Annotated in this window: 8 protein-coding genes; 2 read left to right on the top strand and 6 right to left on the bottom strand. The window is 73.6% G+C overall.

Annotation, left to right across the window (positions count from 1 at the left end; genetic code table 11):
* Positions 1–46: 46 nt before the first annotated feature.
* On the bottom strand, positions 47–1,237 hold the full coding sequence (locus tag ACQPZZ_RS15490) for an SLC13 family permease (RefSeq protein ID WP_432932647.1): 1,191 nt from the start codon (positions 1,235–1,237) through the stop codon (positions 47–49).
* Positions 1,238–1,314: 77 nt separating this feature from the next.
* On the opposite strand from ACQPZZ_RS15490, the gene ACQPZZ_RS15485 reads away from it, so the two are divergent.
* Positions 1,315–7,224 carry a TIR domain-containing protein gene (locus ACQPZZ_RS15485; RefSeq protein WP_432932645.1) on the top strand — a complete coding sequence of 1,970 codons (5,910 nt, stop codon included), beginning with the start codon at positions 1,315–1,317 and terminating at the stop codon, positions 7,222–7,224.
* 49 nt (positions 7,225–7,273) lie between these two features.
* On the opposite strand, the gene ACQPZZ_RS15480 is transcribed toward ACQPZZ_RS15485, so the two are convergent.
* From ACQPZZ_RS15480 to ACQPZZ_RS15470, 3 genes are all read right to left on the bottom strand, one after another.
* Entirely contained in the window at positions 7,274–7,828 is a 555-nt protein-coding gene (locus ACQPZZ_RS15480) for a TetR/AcrR family transcriptional regulator (protein ID WP_432932643.1), read from the bottom strand.
* A complete protein-coding gene (locus ACQPZZ_RS15475; protein WP_432932642.1) occupies positions 7,821–8,681 on the bottom strand; it encodes an alpha/beta fold hydrolase in 861 nt (286 codons plus the stop codon). The genes ACQPZZ_RS15480 and ACQPZZ_RS15475 overlap by 8 nt, the downstream gene beginning before the upstream one ends.
* A 68-nt stretch (positions 8,682–8,749) precedes the next feature.
* Positions 8,750–9,589 carry a helix-turn-helix transcriptional regulator gene (locus tag ACQPZZ_RS15470; protein WP_432932640.1) on the bottom strand — a complete coding sequence of 280 codons (840 nt, stop codon included), beginning with the start codon at positions 9,587–9,589 and terminating at the stop codon, positions 8,750–8,752.
* Between the two features lie 240 nt (positions 9,590–9,829).
* Between ACQPZZ_RS15470 and ACQPZZ_RS15465 the strand changes: the two genes are divergently transcribed.
* Entirely contained in the window at positions 9,830–10,852 is a 1,023-nt protein-coding gene (locus tag ACQPZZ_RS15465; protein ID WP_432932638.1) for an aldo/keto reductase, read from the top strand.
* A gap of 289 nt (positions 10,853–11,141) precedes the next feature.
* Here the strand turns inward: ACQPZZ_RS15465 and coaE are convergent, their stop codons facing one another.
* On the bottom strand, positions 11,142–11,747 hold the full coding sequence (coaE, locus tag ACQPZZ_RS15460) for a dephospho-CoA kinase (protein WP_432932636.1): 606 nt from the start codon (positions 11,745–11,747) through the stop codon (positions 11,142–11,144).
* Positions 11,748–11,806: 59 nt separating this feature from the next.
* Positions 11,807–13,327 (bottom strand): hypothetical protein, encoded by a 1,521-nt coding sequence (locus tag ACQPZZ_RS15455; protein ID WP_432932634.1) that lies wholly within the window; start codon positions 13,325–13,327, stop codon positions 11,807–11,809.
* Positions 13,328–13,364 lie beyond the last annotated feature (37 nt).

Here is a 13,364-nt window from a genome sequence, read left to right as displayed (position 1 = left end):
GGGCGGCCCTCGGGGCGGCTCGGGCGTGAGGATCAGGCGGTGAGAATCAGGCGGTGAGGATCAAGACGGTCACCGTCGCGGCGAGACCGGTCACGGCGAGACCCGCGCCGGTGGCGACGAACTTGGCCAGCGGCACCCGCACGTCCCCCCGCCGGCACCACTCGAACCACAGCAGCGTCGCGAGCGAGCCCCAGGGCGTGATCACCGGGCCGAGATTGGTGCCCGCGAGCAGCGACAGCAGCTGGGTGTGGTTCGCCGCGGGGATGACCTGCTCACCCGCGACGTACGCCGGGAGGTTGTTGAGCACGTTGGACAGGCCGGCCCCGGCGGCGGCGGCGCGGTAGGCGCCGTCCCCGTCGCCGCCCGCGCCGACGAGCGCGCGCATCACGTCCGCCAGGCCGAGGCGGCTGAGCGTCGGGACCACGAGGAACAGCCCGGTGACGAAGACCAGCAGCCGCCATGGGACGAGGCCCCACACGAGCTTGGCGCGGTCGCGCCAGGCGAAGGCGCCGACCACCGCCACCGCCGCGACGAGGGCCGCGACCTCGATCTTCACCCCCGCCAGGAGCGCGGCGATGAACAGCAGGCACGCCACCCCCGCGACGCCGAACAGCACCCGGTCGGCCACCGGCACCGGAGGCGGAGGCACGTAGCGGTCCTCGCCCCGCTCGCCGCGCCGCCAGTAGAACGCCCACAGGAACGCCATCGTCACCGCGATCGACACGACCTGGGGCGCCCACATCCGCGCGGCGAACTCCTGCGTGGTCAGCGCGACCCGATCCATGGCGAGCAGGTTGGTGAGGTTGGAGACCGGCAGCAGCAGGCTCGCGGTGTTGGCCAGCCAGACCGTGGTCATCACGAGCGGCAGCGGCGCGATCTTCGCGCGCGGCGCCAGGGCCAGCATGACCGGAGTCAGCAGGACGGCCGTGGTGTCCAGGTTCAGGAAGATCGTTACGAGCGAGGCGAAAGCCGTACAGAACAGGAAGAGAACGGCGTAGCTGCCCCGGCCGCCGATCGCGATGCGGGTCGCGATGACGTCGAAGACCTGCGCCTCCTTGGTCAGCTCCGCCAGCACGATCACCGCGCCGAGGAACAGCAGGAGTGGGGCGATGCGTTCGATGCTGTCCCTGGCCTCCTCGGCCGGCAGCAGGCCGGTGGCCACGAAGACCAGGCCCGCCGCGAGCAGCCCGAACCTGATCCAGTCGAGAACGCTCAGTCTCCGCAGCCCGGTCGCCACGCGCACACCCTATCTCGCCGTCCCGAGGATGATCGAACCCCTCCAAAGCGTCGGTGGCAGCGGTAATACTGGGCCTCATGACGCACAGCGGGCGGGGGGACGCGCGGACCGAGATCTTCGTCAGTTACTCCCCCGCCGACGAGCGGTGGGCGACGTGGATCGCCTGGCAGCTCGAAGCCGCGGGCTACCGCACGATGCTGCAGGCGTGGGACTTCGTGCCGGGCACCAACTTCATCGACTTCATGGACCGCGGGGTGAGCGAGGCCGACCTGGTCGTCGCGGTGCTCACCCGCAACTACCTGGGTTCGCGGTACGGCAGGCTCGAATGGCAGGCGGCGCTGCGCGCCGATCCCGGCAACCCGTCCAACAAGCTCGTGACGGTCCGGCTGGAGGACTGCCCGCTCGACGGACTGCTGTCCACGATCACCTGGGTGGACCTCCTCGGCGTGACCGACCCCGCCGAGGCGCGGCGGCTGCTGCTGACCCGGATCCGGCAGGCGCTCGCCGGGCGCGCCAAGCCGGCCGAGCCGCCCCGCTTCCCCGCGGGGCCGGGTGCGCATGCCCTCCAGCCGCCCGCCGACCCCGCGCCCCCCGCCGTACGGGTGCGCCGGGCCCGGCGCACCCCGGCCGCCGAGCCGGCGTTCCCGACGGCCGAGCGCGCGGGCGGCGCCTCCTCTGTGACCGTGCTGCACGTCGCCGGGCCCCGGTTCGGGCGCGGGCTGGCCGAGGCGGACGAGCCGCTCGACGCGGGCGAGCTGCAGGCGAGCGTGTGGGCCGACCTGACCCGCCTCGCCGACGCCGGGGTGCCCAGGCCCGACCTGCTGATGGTGACCGGCGACCTCACCGAGTCGGGCAGCATCCGCGAGTGCGAGCAGGCGCTGGCGTTCCTCACCGGGCTGCGCGTGCTGCTGGGGCTGGAACCCGGGCGGCTGGTCGTCGTCCCCGGGCCGCGCGACGTCACCAAGGCGGCCTGCCGGGCCTACTTCGCGACCTGCGAGGCCGACGACGTGCGCCCGCAGCCGCCGTACTGGCCGAAGTGGCGGCACTTCTCCACCTTGTTCGCGGAGCTGTACCAGGGCCTCGACGGCCCGGCCTTCGACAGCGCGCAGCCCTGGACGCTGTTCGAGCTGCCCGAGCTGCGCGCCGTCGTCGCCGGGATCAACTCCACGATCGCGATGAGCCACCGCGAGGAGGACGACTACGGCTTCGTCGGCGAGGCCCAGGCGGCGTGGTTCGCCGAGCGGCTGCGGCCGTTCGAGGGCTGGCTGCGGATCGGCGTCGTCGCCCACCCCCCGCGACCCGGGCTGCGGGACTCCGCCACCCTCGAGCGGCTGCTCGGCTCCCGGCTCGACCTGCTGGTGCACGGGCGGGGCCCCCGGCGCGGCGGCCCTGAGGAGGTCTGGGACCTGGAGGGGCTGCCGTGCGTGCCCGCGCTCGCCCCGGGCCGTCATCAGATTCTCCAGCTCACCCCCGAGGGGCTGCGCCGGTGGACCAGGGACCGGCCGGAGCTGGGCGACCCCGAGGTCGTGCCGTACGGCTGGCGCGGCTGGCGGCCGCAGGCCCCCTCCCCGGCGGCTCCGGAACCGCCGGCACAGGAGCCGGAGGAGCCCGCGGGCCCGGCCGACCTGCTGCTGGACCGGATCGCCGAGGTCTGCGAGACCCGATTCGAGCGGGCCAAGATCCGCCGCGTCGCGGGCGACCCGCCGCGCCTGCTCGTCACCCACCCCGAGGACGGGTTCGTCCGCCAGGTCCTGATCGGCGCGCACGCCGGGGAGCTGAGCCAGGATCGGGTCGAGGCGTTCCTCGGTCACGTCCACGCCGCGGGGCTGGAGCACGCCGCCGAGCTGGTCTACCAGGGCCCGCAGCCGTCCCGCGCGTTACGCGACGACGCCCTGCGCCGCGGGCTGCGGCTGCGCAGCTTCACCGAGTTCCAGGGCCTGCTCGACCTGTCGTCCTACGTGGCCGGGCAGACGGCCAGACTGCGGGGCGACCGCCGCTACCCGCCCGAGTTGTACGTGCCGCAGCGGTTCCGCGAGCTCGACCGGGCCGGCGGCGAGGTGCGCGACGACCTGACCGACGAGCTGATGCGGCTGCTCGCGACCGACCACGGACGGTTCGTGCTCGTGCTCGGCGACTTCGGCCGGGGCAAGACGTTCTCGCTGCGCGAGGTGGCCAGGCGCATCCCCGCCGAGCTGCCGCACCTCACGCCGATCCTGATCGAGCTGCGGGCCCTCGACAAGGCGCACTCGGTCGCCGGGCTGGTCGCGGCGCACCTCGCGAACCACGGCGAGGAGCTGATCGACCTCAAGGCGTTCCACTACATGCTGCGCCAGGGCCGGATCGTGCTGCTGTTCGACGGCTTCGACGAACTGGTCACCCGGGTGACGTACGAGCGGGCGGCCGACCACCTCGACACGCTGCTGCGCGCGGCGGAGGACAAGGCGAAGATCGTCGTCGCCGGGCGCACCCAGCACTTCAAGTCGCGCAGCCAGGTGATGACCGCCCTCGGGGAGAAGGTCGGCCTGCTGCCGAATCGCCGGGTGCTCAGCATCGAGGAGTTCACCGAGGAGCAGATCCGGGCGTACCTGGTCAACCGGTATGGCTCGCGGCAGGCGGCCGACGAACGCATGGCCCTGCTCACGGGCATCGCCGACCTGCTCGGCCTGGCGCACAACCCCCGCATGCTCAGCTTCATCGCCGACCTGCCCGCCGAAAGGCTGCGCGCCGTCGCCCAGGCCGGGGAGGCGATCAGCGCCGCCGGTCTCTACCAGGAGATCCTCGACACCTGGCTTGCCTTCGAGGAGGAGCGCGTACGCGGCGTGGCCGGGGCCCCCGGCGGGCTGACCCGCGAGGAGCTGTGGCGGGCCGCGACCACACTCGCACTGCGGCTGTGGGAGACCGGCGAGGCCTACCTGCGGCCGGCGGAGCTGGCGGAGGTCGCCGACACGCTCACCGGCCTGGCCGCCGACGCCCGCAATCCCGTGCCGTACGAACCGGGCGGCGGCCGGGGCACGCCGGACGCGGGCCCCGGGGAGGCTGAGCCCGGGCAGGCGGAGCGGACCTATCCGGTGACGTCGCGTCCGTCCGGTGCGGGAGCCCCGGGAGAAGCGGCCGCGAGGTCCGGCGCGCGATCTCCCGGAGGGCCGCCCGGCGCGGAGACATGGCGGGCGCAGGGAAACACGCGGCTGACGCCCGAGCAGGCCGTGCACGCCGTCGGAGCCGGCAGCCTGCTGGTCCGCACGGACGAGGGACTGTTCGGCTTCATCCACGCCTCTGTCGTGGAATGGCTGGTGGCCCGGCACCTGGCGGAGTCGCTCGGCACCGGTCTCGTGCCGGGGCTGGGCCTGCGGCCCTTGTCGGCGCTGGCCGTCGACTTCCTGTGCGACCTGGCCGACGCCTCGCGACTGCAGGCGTGGGCGGCCCGCACGCTCGCCTTCCCCGGGGCGGGCGACGTGGCGCGGGCCAACGCCATCAAGGTGACCACCCGGCTGCGCACCTCGGCCAGGACCGACCTGCGCGGAGCCCGGCTCAGCGGCGAGGACCTGTCCTACCGGGAACTGCAGGGCGTGGACCTCACCGGCGCCGACCTGACCGACACCCGGCTCGTCGGAGCCGACCTGTCCCACGCCGTGCTCAGGGACGCCCGCCTGGCCGGTGCCCGCCTCGACGAGGCCGTCCTCGTCGGCGCCGACCTGCGCGGGGCCGACCTCACCCGGGCCAGGCTCGCCCGTGCCGACCTGCGGGACGCCGTCATCGAGGGCAGCCGCTGGGACCGGGCGGCGCTCATCGACGTCACCGGTGTCCCCCGGGGAGCTCCGGAGCTGCGCGGCGCCGCCGTGGCGCCCGCCGTACCCGGGACCGACGGTGTCCCGCGGGGTGTCCCCGGCACGCACGACGGACGGGTCGGCGCCGAACTGGCCCCCGCCGTCGTCGGCGTGCCCTACGGCTACCACTTCGAAAGCAGCCGCCTGCCCGAGCCGGTCGCCTACCATCCCGACGGCGGCGTGCTCGCCCTCGGCGGAGAGGACGGCGGCGTCCTGATCTGCGACAGCGTCACCGGGTCCGCCCTGCGTACGCTGCAGGGCCACCGAGGCCGCGTCTACAAGGTCGCCTACGGCGAGGCCGGGCTGGTGACCGGCGCGAGCGACGGGACCGTCCGGGTGTGGGATCCGGCCACCGGAGAGCCGGTGCACGTCCTGCCCGGCCATCCCGAGGGCGTGTGGCCAGTGGTGACCTCCGGCGACCTGATCGCGGCCGGCGGCGCGGACGGGGTCATGCGGGTCTGGGCGTCCGGGGAGCTCGTGTGCGAGCTGCCGGGCCACACCGTCCCGATCTACACGGCCGTGTTCCTCCCGGGGCTGCTGGTGACCGGCGACAGCGCGGGGGCGATCCGCGTGTGGGACCTCGCCACCGGGCAGGTGCGCCACCACCTCCAGGGCCACAGCGGAGCCGTCTACCGCCTGGCCCTCAGCCCCGACGGCACCCGTCTGGCCGCCGGAGACGGCCAGGGCGTGCTGCGGATCTGGGATCCCCGCACCGGGGCCGCGCTGCACGAGCTGACCGGTCACCCCGGCCGGATCTACTCCCTCGCCTTCCACCCGGAGGGCCTGCTGCTCGCCTCCGGCGACACGGAGGGAGCCGTACGCCTGTGGGACCCGGTCACGGGCGCTGCCGCCGGGAGCCTCGCCGGGCATCGCGGCGCCGTCTACCAGGTCCTGTTCGATCCCACCGGCGAGCTGCTCGCGACCGGTGACAGCGACGGCGTCGTGCGGTTCTGGGACCACCGGACCGGTCAGGCGCGTGCCGAGCTGACCGGGCACCGGGGCTCGGTGTGGCCGTTCGCGTTCCGCCCGGACGGCCGCCAGCTCGCGACCGGCAGCAACGACGGCACCGCCCGGCTGTGGGACCCGCGTACCGGTCAGTGCGTCCAGACGATGCGCGGCCACGGCCGCCGCATCACGTCGGTCCGCTTCTCCGCCGACGGCGGCATGCTCGCCGCCTGCGGCAACGACGGCTACGTACGGTTGTGGGACCCGGTCACGGGACGGCGCCTGCGGTCGCTCACGGGGACCGCGGACCGGCTGGTGTCGGCCGTCTTCAGCCCGGCCGGCCCGCTGCTGGCGACCGCGAGCAACGACGGCGGCGTATACCTGTGGAACCCGGTGGCCGGGACGTACGAGCGCGAGCTCAACGTGGAGACCGACCATGTGTGGGCCGAGGCGTTCAGCCCCGACGGGCAGCTGCTGGCCACCGCAAACGACGACGACAGCGTCCGGCTGTGGTATCGCCCCTCCGGGCGGCAGGTCGCCAACCTCTCCGGGCACCGGGGGCGGGTCAGGTCGATCGCCTTCAGCCCCGGCGGCGAGCTCGTGGCCACCGGGTGCGACGACCGCGACGTCCGGCTGTGGGACGTGGCGAGCGGCCAGTGGGCGGCGACGCTGAGCGGCCACGACGACCGGGTGTACGCGGTGGCCTTCTCCCCGTCGGGCGACCTGCTGGTGAGCGCGAGCAACGACGGGACGGCCCGCCTGTGGGAGGTCGCCACCGGCGAGTGCCTGCACGTGCTCGCGGGGGGCGGGCGGCTGTGGACGGCCGAGTTCAGCCCGTCGGGCGACCTGCTGGCCACCGCCGGGGACGACCTCGCCGTCCATCTGTGGGACCCGGCCTCCGGCGCGCGCGTCGGCGTCCTCGCCGGGCACGGCCGCCGCGTCTGGTCGGTCGCGTTCCACCCCTCCGGCGACCTGCTCGCCAGCGCCGGAGACGACGGTGTCGTGATCCTGTGGGACGTCCCGCGGCGTGAACGCCGCGCGACTCTGCTCGGCCTGCCGGAGGGATGGGCCGCGTTCTCGCCCGGCGGGCTGTACAAGCTGGAGGGCGACGTGACGGGCCAGTTCTGGTACGTGATCGCCATGTGCCGGTTCGAGCCCGGCGAGCTGGACGAATACCTGCCCGAGGTCAGGCGGCTGGCCCTCGACGAGCCGTTCTAGTGCCACTCCCGCCAATCTTTGCCCCGGGCAAATCTTGTCGGTCGCGGCACTAGCGTGACGCGCGGAGCCCTGAGAGGACCATGTGTGCCAGCAGGGCGTGGCTCTCGTCGAGGTTCTCGGCGAGCTGGAACGCGCCCGCGGCCTCCAGGACGGCGAAGCCGTGCATGGCGGCGCGCAGGCAGCGGACCGCGTGGATCGCGGCCGGGCCCTCCAGCCCGTACGCCCGCAGCGCGGCGACCATGATGCCGACCAGCCGGTCGCCCGCCTCGGCCGTCTCGGGCTGCGGCGCCTGGATCAGCGCCGAGTAGCGGTGCGGATGCCGGGCGGCGTAGGAGCGCCAGCCGTCCATCAGGGCACGCAGCGCCTCGTCACCGGACCTGCCGAGCACGGCCTCGCTCGCGACCTCCGTCAGCTCGCCCAGCACCCGCCCGGAGACCAGGACGCGCAGCTCGGCGAGGTTGCGTACGTGCTTGTAGAGCGAAGGCGTGGCGACGCCCGCCCGCCCGGCGACCGCGGACAGGGTGAGCGCGTCGGGGCCCTCCTCGTCCACGATCCGCAGCGCGAGGTCGACGACGGCGTCCGGGGACAGGGCCGCCCTAGCCATGGACCCGCTCCTTGAGGAAGGCGAGCATCGCGGCGGCGACCTCGTCGGGGTACTGCGCGTGCGGGTAGTGCCCGGCGCCCTCGATCATCACCACTTTCCCGAGCCCGGCCGGCATGCCGGCGACGATCCCGTCCGCCTCGGCGCGGGGGTCGGCCCAGTCGGGGTCGCGGGTGCCCATCACCACCAGGGCCGGGCACCGGATGCCGTCGAGGTGGGCGCCGGCGTCCGTGGGCGCGGACGCGCCCATCACGCTCACCACGGCCATGCGGCCGGGCCTGCGCAGGTCGCCTTCCAGGGCGGCCATGTAGTCCGCCCAGTCGGCGGGCTTGACACCGGGATAGGCGAGGTCGAGGTAGCTCTTCCAGAGCCCGATGCTGCGCAGGAGCGCCACGCCCATGAGCCGCGTCATGCCCTTGCGGTAGCGGCCGTTGCTCAGCAGGCCGCCCAGGTCGGGCTTCTGGGCGCGGGTGAAGGGGCCGATCTCCACGATGGCGGTGACCAGTTCGGGCCGCTGCGCCGCCGCGATGGTGGCCGATCCCCCGGCGAAGGAGTGCCCGACGACGACGGAGGGCCCGCCCAGGTGCTCGATCAGGGCGACGATGTCGTCGGCGGTGTCGGTGCGGGTGTAGGAGTCCCAGCCGAGGCTCGACTCGCCGTGCCCGCGCAGGTCCATGGTCGCCACGCGGTACCCGGCGGCGGCCAGCGCCGGGGCGAGGAATCGGTAGGTGTTCCGGGTGATCCCCATGCCGGGGACCATCACGACCAGCGGGCCCTCCCCGGTCACGTCGTACGCGATCTCGCCTTCACCGATCTTCAGAAACTCGGTCACGCCGTCCTCCAGGCTCATACTCATAGCTAATAGGCTAATTACATTAGCCGAGAAGCGCAAGACGGAGCCCTGCTCGCGGCCCGGCGGACCGCTCAGTGGCTCAGGTCCTGGAGGCCGACCACCCGAAGCAGCTCCAGCCGATCGTGGGACTCGCTGCCAGGGCGGGCGGTGTAGACGACCAGCCGCTGGTCGTGCTCCGGGCTCAGCAGCACCTCGCAGTCCAGCTCCAGCAGGCCGACGACCGGATGCAGGAAGCGCTTGACGTCGGCGCGGCGCACGGCGACGTCGTGGGTGTCCCACAGCGCCGAGAACTCCTCACTGCGGGCGCGGAGCCGGCGTACGAGCCCTGCCAGCCGCGCGTCGTCCGGACGGCGGGCGAGCGTGGCGCGCAGATCCGCCACCGCCGTGCGGGCGGCGCGGTCACGGTCCTCGGCCGGGAAGAGTTCCCGCGCGGACGGGTCCGTGAAGTAGCGCCAGACAACGTTGTGCTCCGCCTCGGGGAGGGCGGACACGTCACCGTGAAGCGCCTTGTCCATCGCGTTCTGTGCGAGGACGTCGCCGCGGTCGCTCACCACCCGGGCGGGGGTGTCGATCAGCCGGTCGAGGACGAGCAGCAGGCCGGGACGGACATGCTCAGTGGCCGGCCGGTCCCGCGGCGGCTCCTCGCCGGCCAGGTGGAACAGGTGATCCCGTTCGTCGCCGGTCAGCCGCAGCGCGCGGGCGACGGCGGCGAGCATCTGGCGGGACGGGCGCGAGCCCCTGGCCTGCTCCAGCCGCGTGTAGTGGTCGGTGGACATGCCTGCCAGCTGGGCCACCTCCTCGCGGCGCAGTCCGGGGGTGCGCCGCCGCGCCCCCTGCGACAACCCCACGTCGGCAGGGCCGAGCCGGGCACGGGAGCGGCGCAGGAAATCGGCCAGTTCGGTTCTGTCCACGTCCCCACCATGCCCCGGGACTCCGGACACAGCCAGGGATCGCCCGTCCCCGGATAAGGGCGTCTCTCCCGCCGGCGCCCGCGGCGCCCCATGCTGAAGACCGGCTCGGCGGACCGGCGGCCACCGCGAGGGGCGGCGAGACGAGCCCCGGAGAGGCGCCGCGCGCGGCACTCCGGCTGTTCCGCGGGTTCGCCACCACTACGAACGACCCGCATCTCTGACAAGGAAGGCGTGATTCGCATGCGTTACCGCACACTCGGCCGGACCGGTATCAAGGTCAGTCCCTATGCGCTCGGCACACTGATGTTCGCCACGGCCGTCGGCAACCCCGACCCGGACGACTCGATCCGCATCATCCACAAGGCGCTGGACGCGGGGATCAACGTCGTCGACACCGCCGACGTCTACGGCGATTCCGAGGAGATCGTCGGCAGAGCGCTCGAAGGGCGTCGTGACAGCGTGGTCCTCGCGACCAAGTTCAGCCGTCCGATGGGTGACGATCCCAACCGGCAGGGCGCCTCGCGACGCTGGATCATGACCGCGGTCGAGAACTCGCTACGCCGCCTGCGGACCGACCACATCGACCTCTACCAGGTCCACCGGCCGGACCCCGACACCGACACCGAGGAAACGCTTTCCGCGCTCTCGGACCTGATCCGCAGCGGGAAGGTCCGCGCGATCGGCTCGTCCGCGATGCCCGTCTCCGACATCGTCGAAACCCAGTGGATCGCCGAGCGGCGCGGTCTGGAGCGGTTCCGCGCCGAGCAGCCGCCCTACTCGCTCCTCAACCGCGGCATCGAGAGAGAGGTCCTGCCGGTCGCGCAGCGCTACGGGATGGGCACGCTCGTGTGGGGTCCGCTCGCGCAGGGGCTGCTCACCGGCCGCGTCCGCAAGGGGCGGCAGAACGAACTCCGCCGCGCCGGCATCCTCAGGCACCTCAACGACGAGCACCGTCTCGACGCCGTCGAGCGGTTCATCGCGCTCGCCCAGGAGGCGGGTCTGCCGCCGACCCACCTCGCCATGGCGTTCGCCATCGCTCATCCCGGCGTGACCAGCGCGATCATCGGGCCGCGCACCATGAGCCACCTCGACGACCTGCTCGCCGGTGTCGAGGTCGCGCTCACCGACGACATCCTCGACCGGATCGACGAGATCGTCCCGCCCGGCACCGACGTCGGCACCCTCGACCAGGCCCATGTGCCTCCGGCCTTCCAGCGCGCGGATCTCCGCCGCCGCCCCGCCGGCGAACGCCCCGCCGCCTGACGTCCCCGCCACCGGCGCCTTCGGCAGCCGCCGCACGCCGTACCTCGGAGCTGAGCCGGAGATCGCAGTGGTCGCGGACGCGGCCGGCAGCGCCTCGTACCGAGCACGGCGTGCATCACTTCCACGGCCTGGGCCTCCGCGCCCAACGGTCGTGGGCGGAAGGCGCCGCCGAGCGCGCGCGGCGAGGGTGGGGGGCGCCCGCACGCTCGGCCTGACCGTCGTCGCCTTTACGTTGTAGATCCGCAAGGGGGTGGACAGTCGTGCGACTTCCCGCGCACGGACAGCTGGGTCAGCCTCCTGCGCAGACCCGGGCGCTCAGGTCCTGCCAGATCTTGTCGACCTGGGCGTCCAGGTCGTCCAGGGATCCCTCGTTGCGGATCACGATGTCGGCGATCCTCAGCCGGTCCTCGCGCGAGGCCTGCGCGACGATCCGCGCGCGGGCGTCCGCCTCCGGCATGTGCCGGAACCGCAGCAGGCGCTCCAGCCGCACATCGTCCGGCGTGTCCACGACGATCACCACGTCATAGAGCGCGGCCAGGTCGTTCTCCACCAGCAGCGGCACGTCGTAGACGACGACCGCCTCGTCCGGGGCCTCCCGCTGGAGCTGCTGGGTGCGCTCGCCCACCTTCGGGTGGACGATGCCGTTGAGGACTTTCAGCTTCTCGCCGTCGGCGAAGACGACGGCGCCGAGCCGTCCCCGGTCCAGCGTGCCGTCCGGGCGGAGCACGTGCTCGCCGAACGCCTCGACGATCTCCGCGAGCCCGGGGGTGCCCGGCTCCACGACCTCCCTGGCGATCTTGTCCGCGTCGATGACGACGGCGCCCAGGGCCGCGAGCCTGCGCGACACCTCGCTCTTGCCCGAACCGATGCCGCCCGTGAGCCCAACCTTCAGCACGTCCCGCAGCCTATCGGGCGGATCGCGGTATGCCCGACTCGGTCCTTCGCGGCCGGAGGTCACGGCGGCGCCGGGCACACGGAGGCGACGCGCTGTCGCCGGTCCGCGAGCCGATTTTCCGGCGCGCGAATCACGGCCGACCCTGCCACCGCCAGCGCGTACGCGCACAACACGGCGACACCGGCCCAGCCGGGGAGCGGGAAGTAACCGGCGGACGGCGCGTAGTGGGCGACCACCTGCGGATACTCCACCGCCGTCTGCTGGACGGCGAAGCCCGCGGCCGGGGTGAGCCGCAGCAGCCATCGCGACACGTCATCGGGCAGGAAGGGGAACGCGGTCACCGCGAAGGGCGCGGCGACCAGCGACAGCGCGAGGGTCACCGCCGCCCAGCCGCGCCGCAGCAGGACACCCAGCCCGTACGCGAGGACGGCGCAGAGAGCGAGCACGGCCGCGGTCCCGGCCACGACCCGGACGCCGGTCAGTGCGGAGACCGGCTGCACGGGGACGCCGTTGCCGTGCAGGATCGCGACGCCGGCCGGCAGGACCACGCCGACGGCGGCGAGCCCGGCCGCGATGGTCGCGGCGCCGACCACCACGCCCCTGGCGGCCAGGACCCGGCGACCTGCCGCCGTGTCCGGCCGGGCGCCGTATCGGGCGGCGAGGACGATGACGATGATCAACATGATCACCAGGCCGGGCAGCGTCCTCTCGACGGGGACGGTCCCCTCGCTCCCGCTCGGGCCGATGTCGCCGGTCCCGCTCACGGTGACGACGCCGTCCTTCTCTACCGCGCCGGAGGCGTTGTGGTGCTTCTCCCAGTCGGTCTGGTTCATCTCGCCGACGGCCTCGCCGCGCCATGCGCCGGCGGCCGCGCCCACGACGGTGACGTGGTCGAAGACGCCGGTGGCCTGCGTGAAGCGGCTCTCCTCGACCGCTCCGCCGAGTCCGACCTTCCGCAGGGTGAGATCGCCGGGGGACGTGGCGAACAGCCCGACCTGCACCGTTTCCGGGAGACCGGCCGGTTTCACCGTCCCGACCGCCTGCCAGCGCCGGCCGTCGGCCGATTGGAAACCGGTGACGGTGTCGCCGGAGCGCGTCAGGCGCAACCAGCGCGGGAACGGTGGCGTGAGGTCGCCCTCACCCGCGGCGATGTCGTGCCGGTAGTCGTACTGCATCCGCACGCCGTGCCCGCCGGTCATCATGAGCGCCGCGTAGGAGGAGCCCTGCCGGACGCCGTCCTTGACGATGATCCCGGCCTTCGCCCACGGCACCAGGCCGGAGACGATCCGGTCGTGGCGGGGCGGCGGATAGGTGATGGTGCCGGTCATCGAGGTCATCCGCACGGTGATGGAGCCCTCCCGGCCGAGATCGCGGTGCAGGAACCAGAACCGGTCGCCGACGATCGAGCCGTCCGCGGCGGTCGCGTCGGCCGGGCAGGGTCCCGCGCAGGACACCCGGTTTCCGAGGGCGTGGAGCAGGCCGGCGGCGATCACGATCAGGGCCGCCGCGGCCAGGGCGATCAGCCGGGCGGGGCGGCGGAAGGCCGTCCACTCCCGTTTGAGAAGTTCTCCGATGAGCATGCCGTCGTTCTACGGGCGCCGGCCCAACACCGCCCGA

It is taken from the genome of Microbispora sp. CA-135349, from assembly GCF_050947365.1.
In the GTDB taxonomy this organism is placed as follows: Bacteria; Actinomycetota; Actinomycetes; order Streptosporangiales; family Streptosporangiaceae; genus Microbispora.
This window is presented reverse-complemented; position numbering and strand designations above follow the sequence as displayed.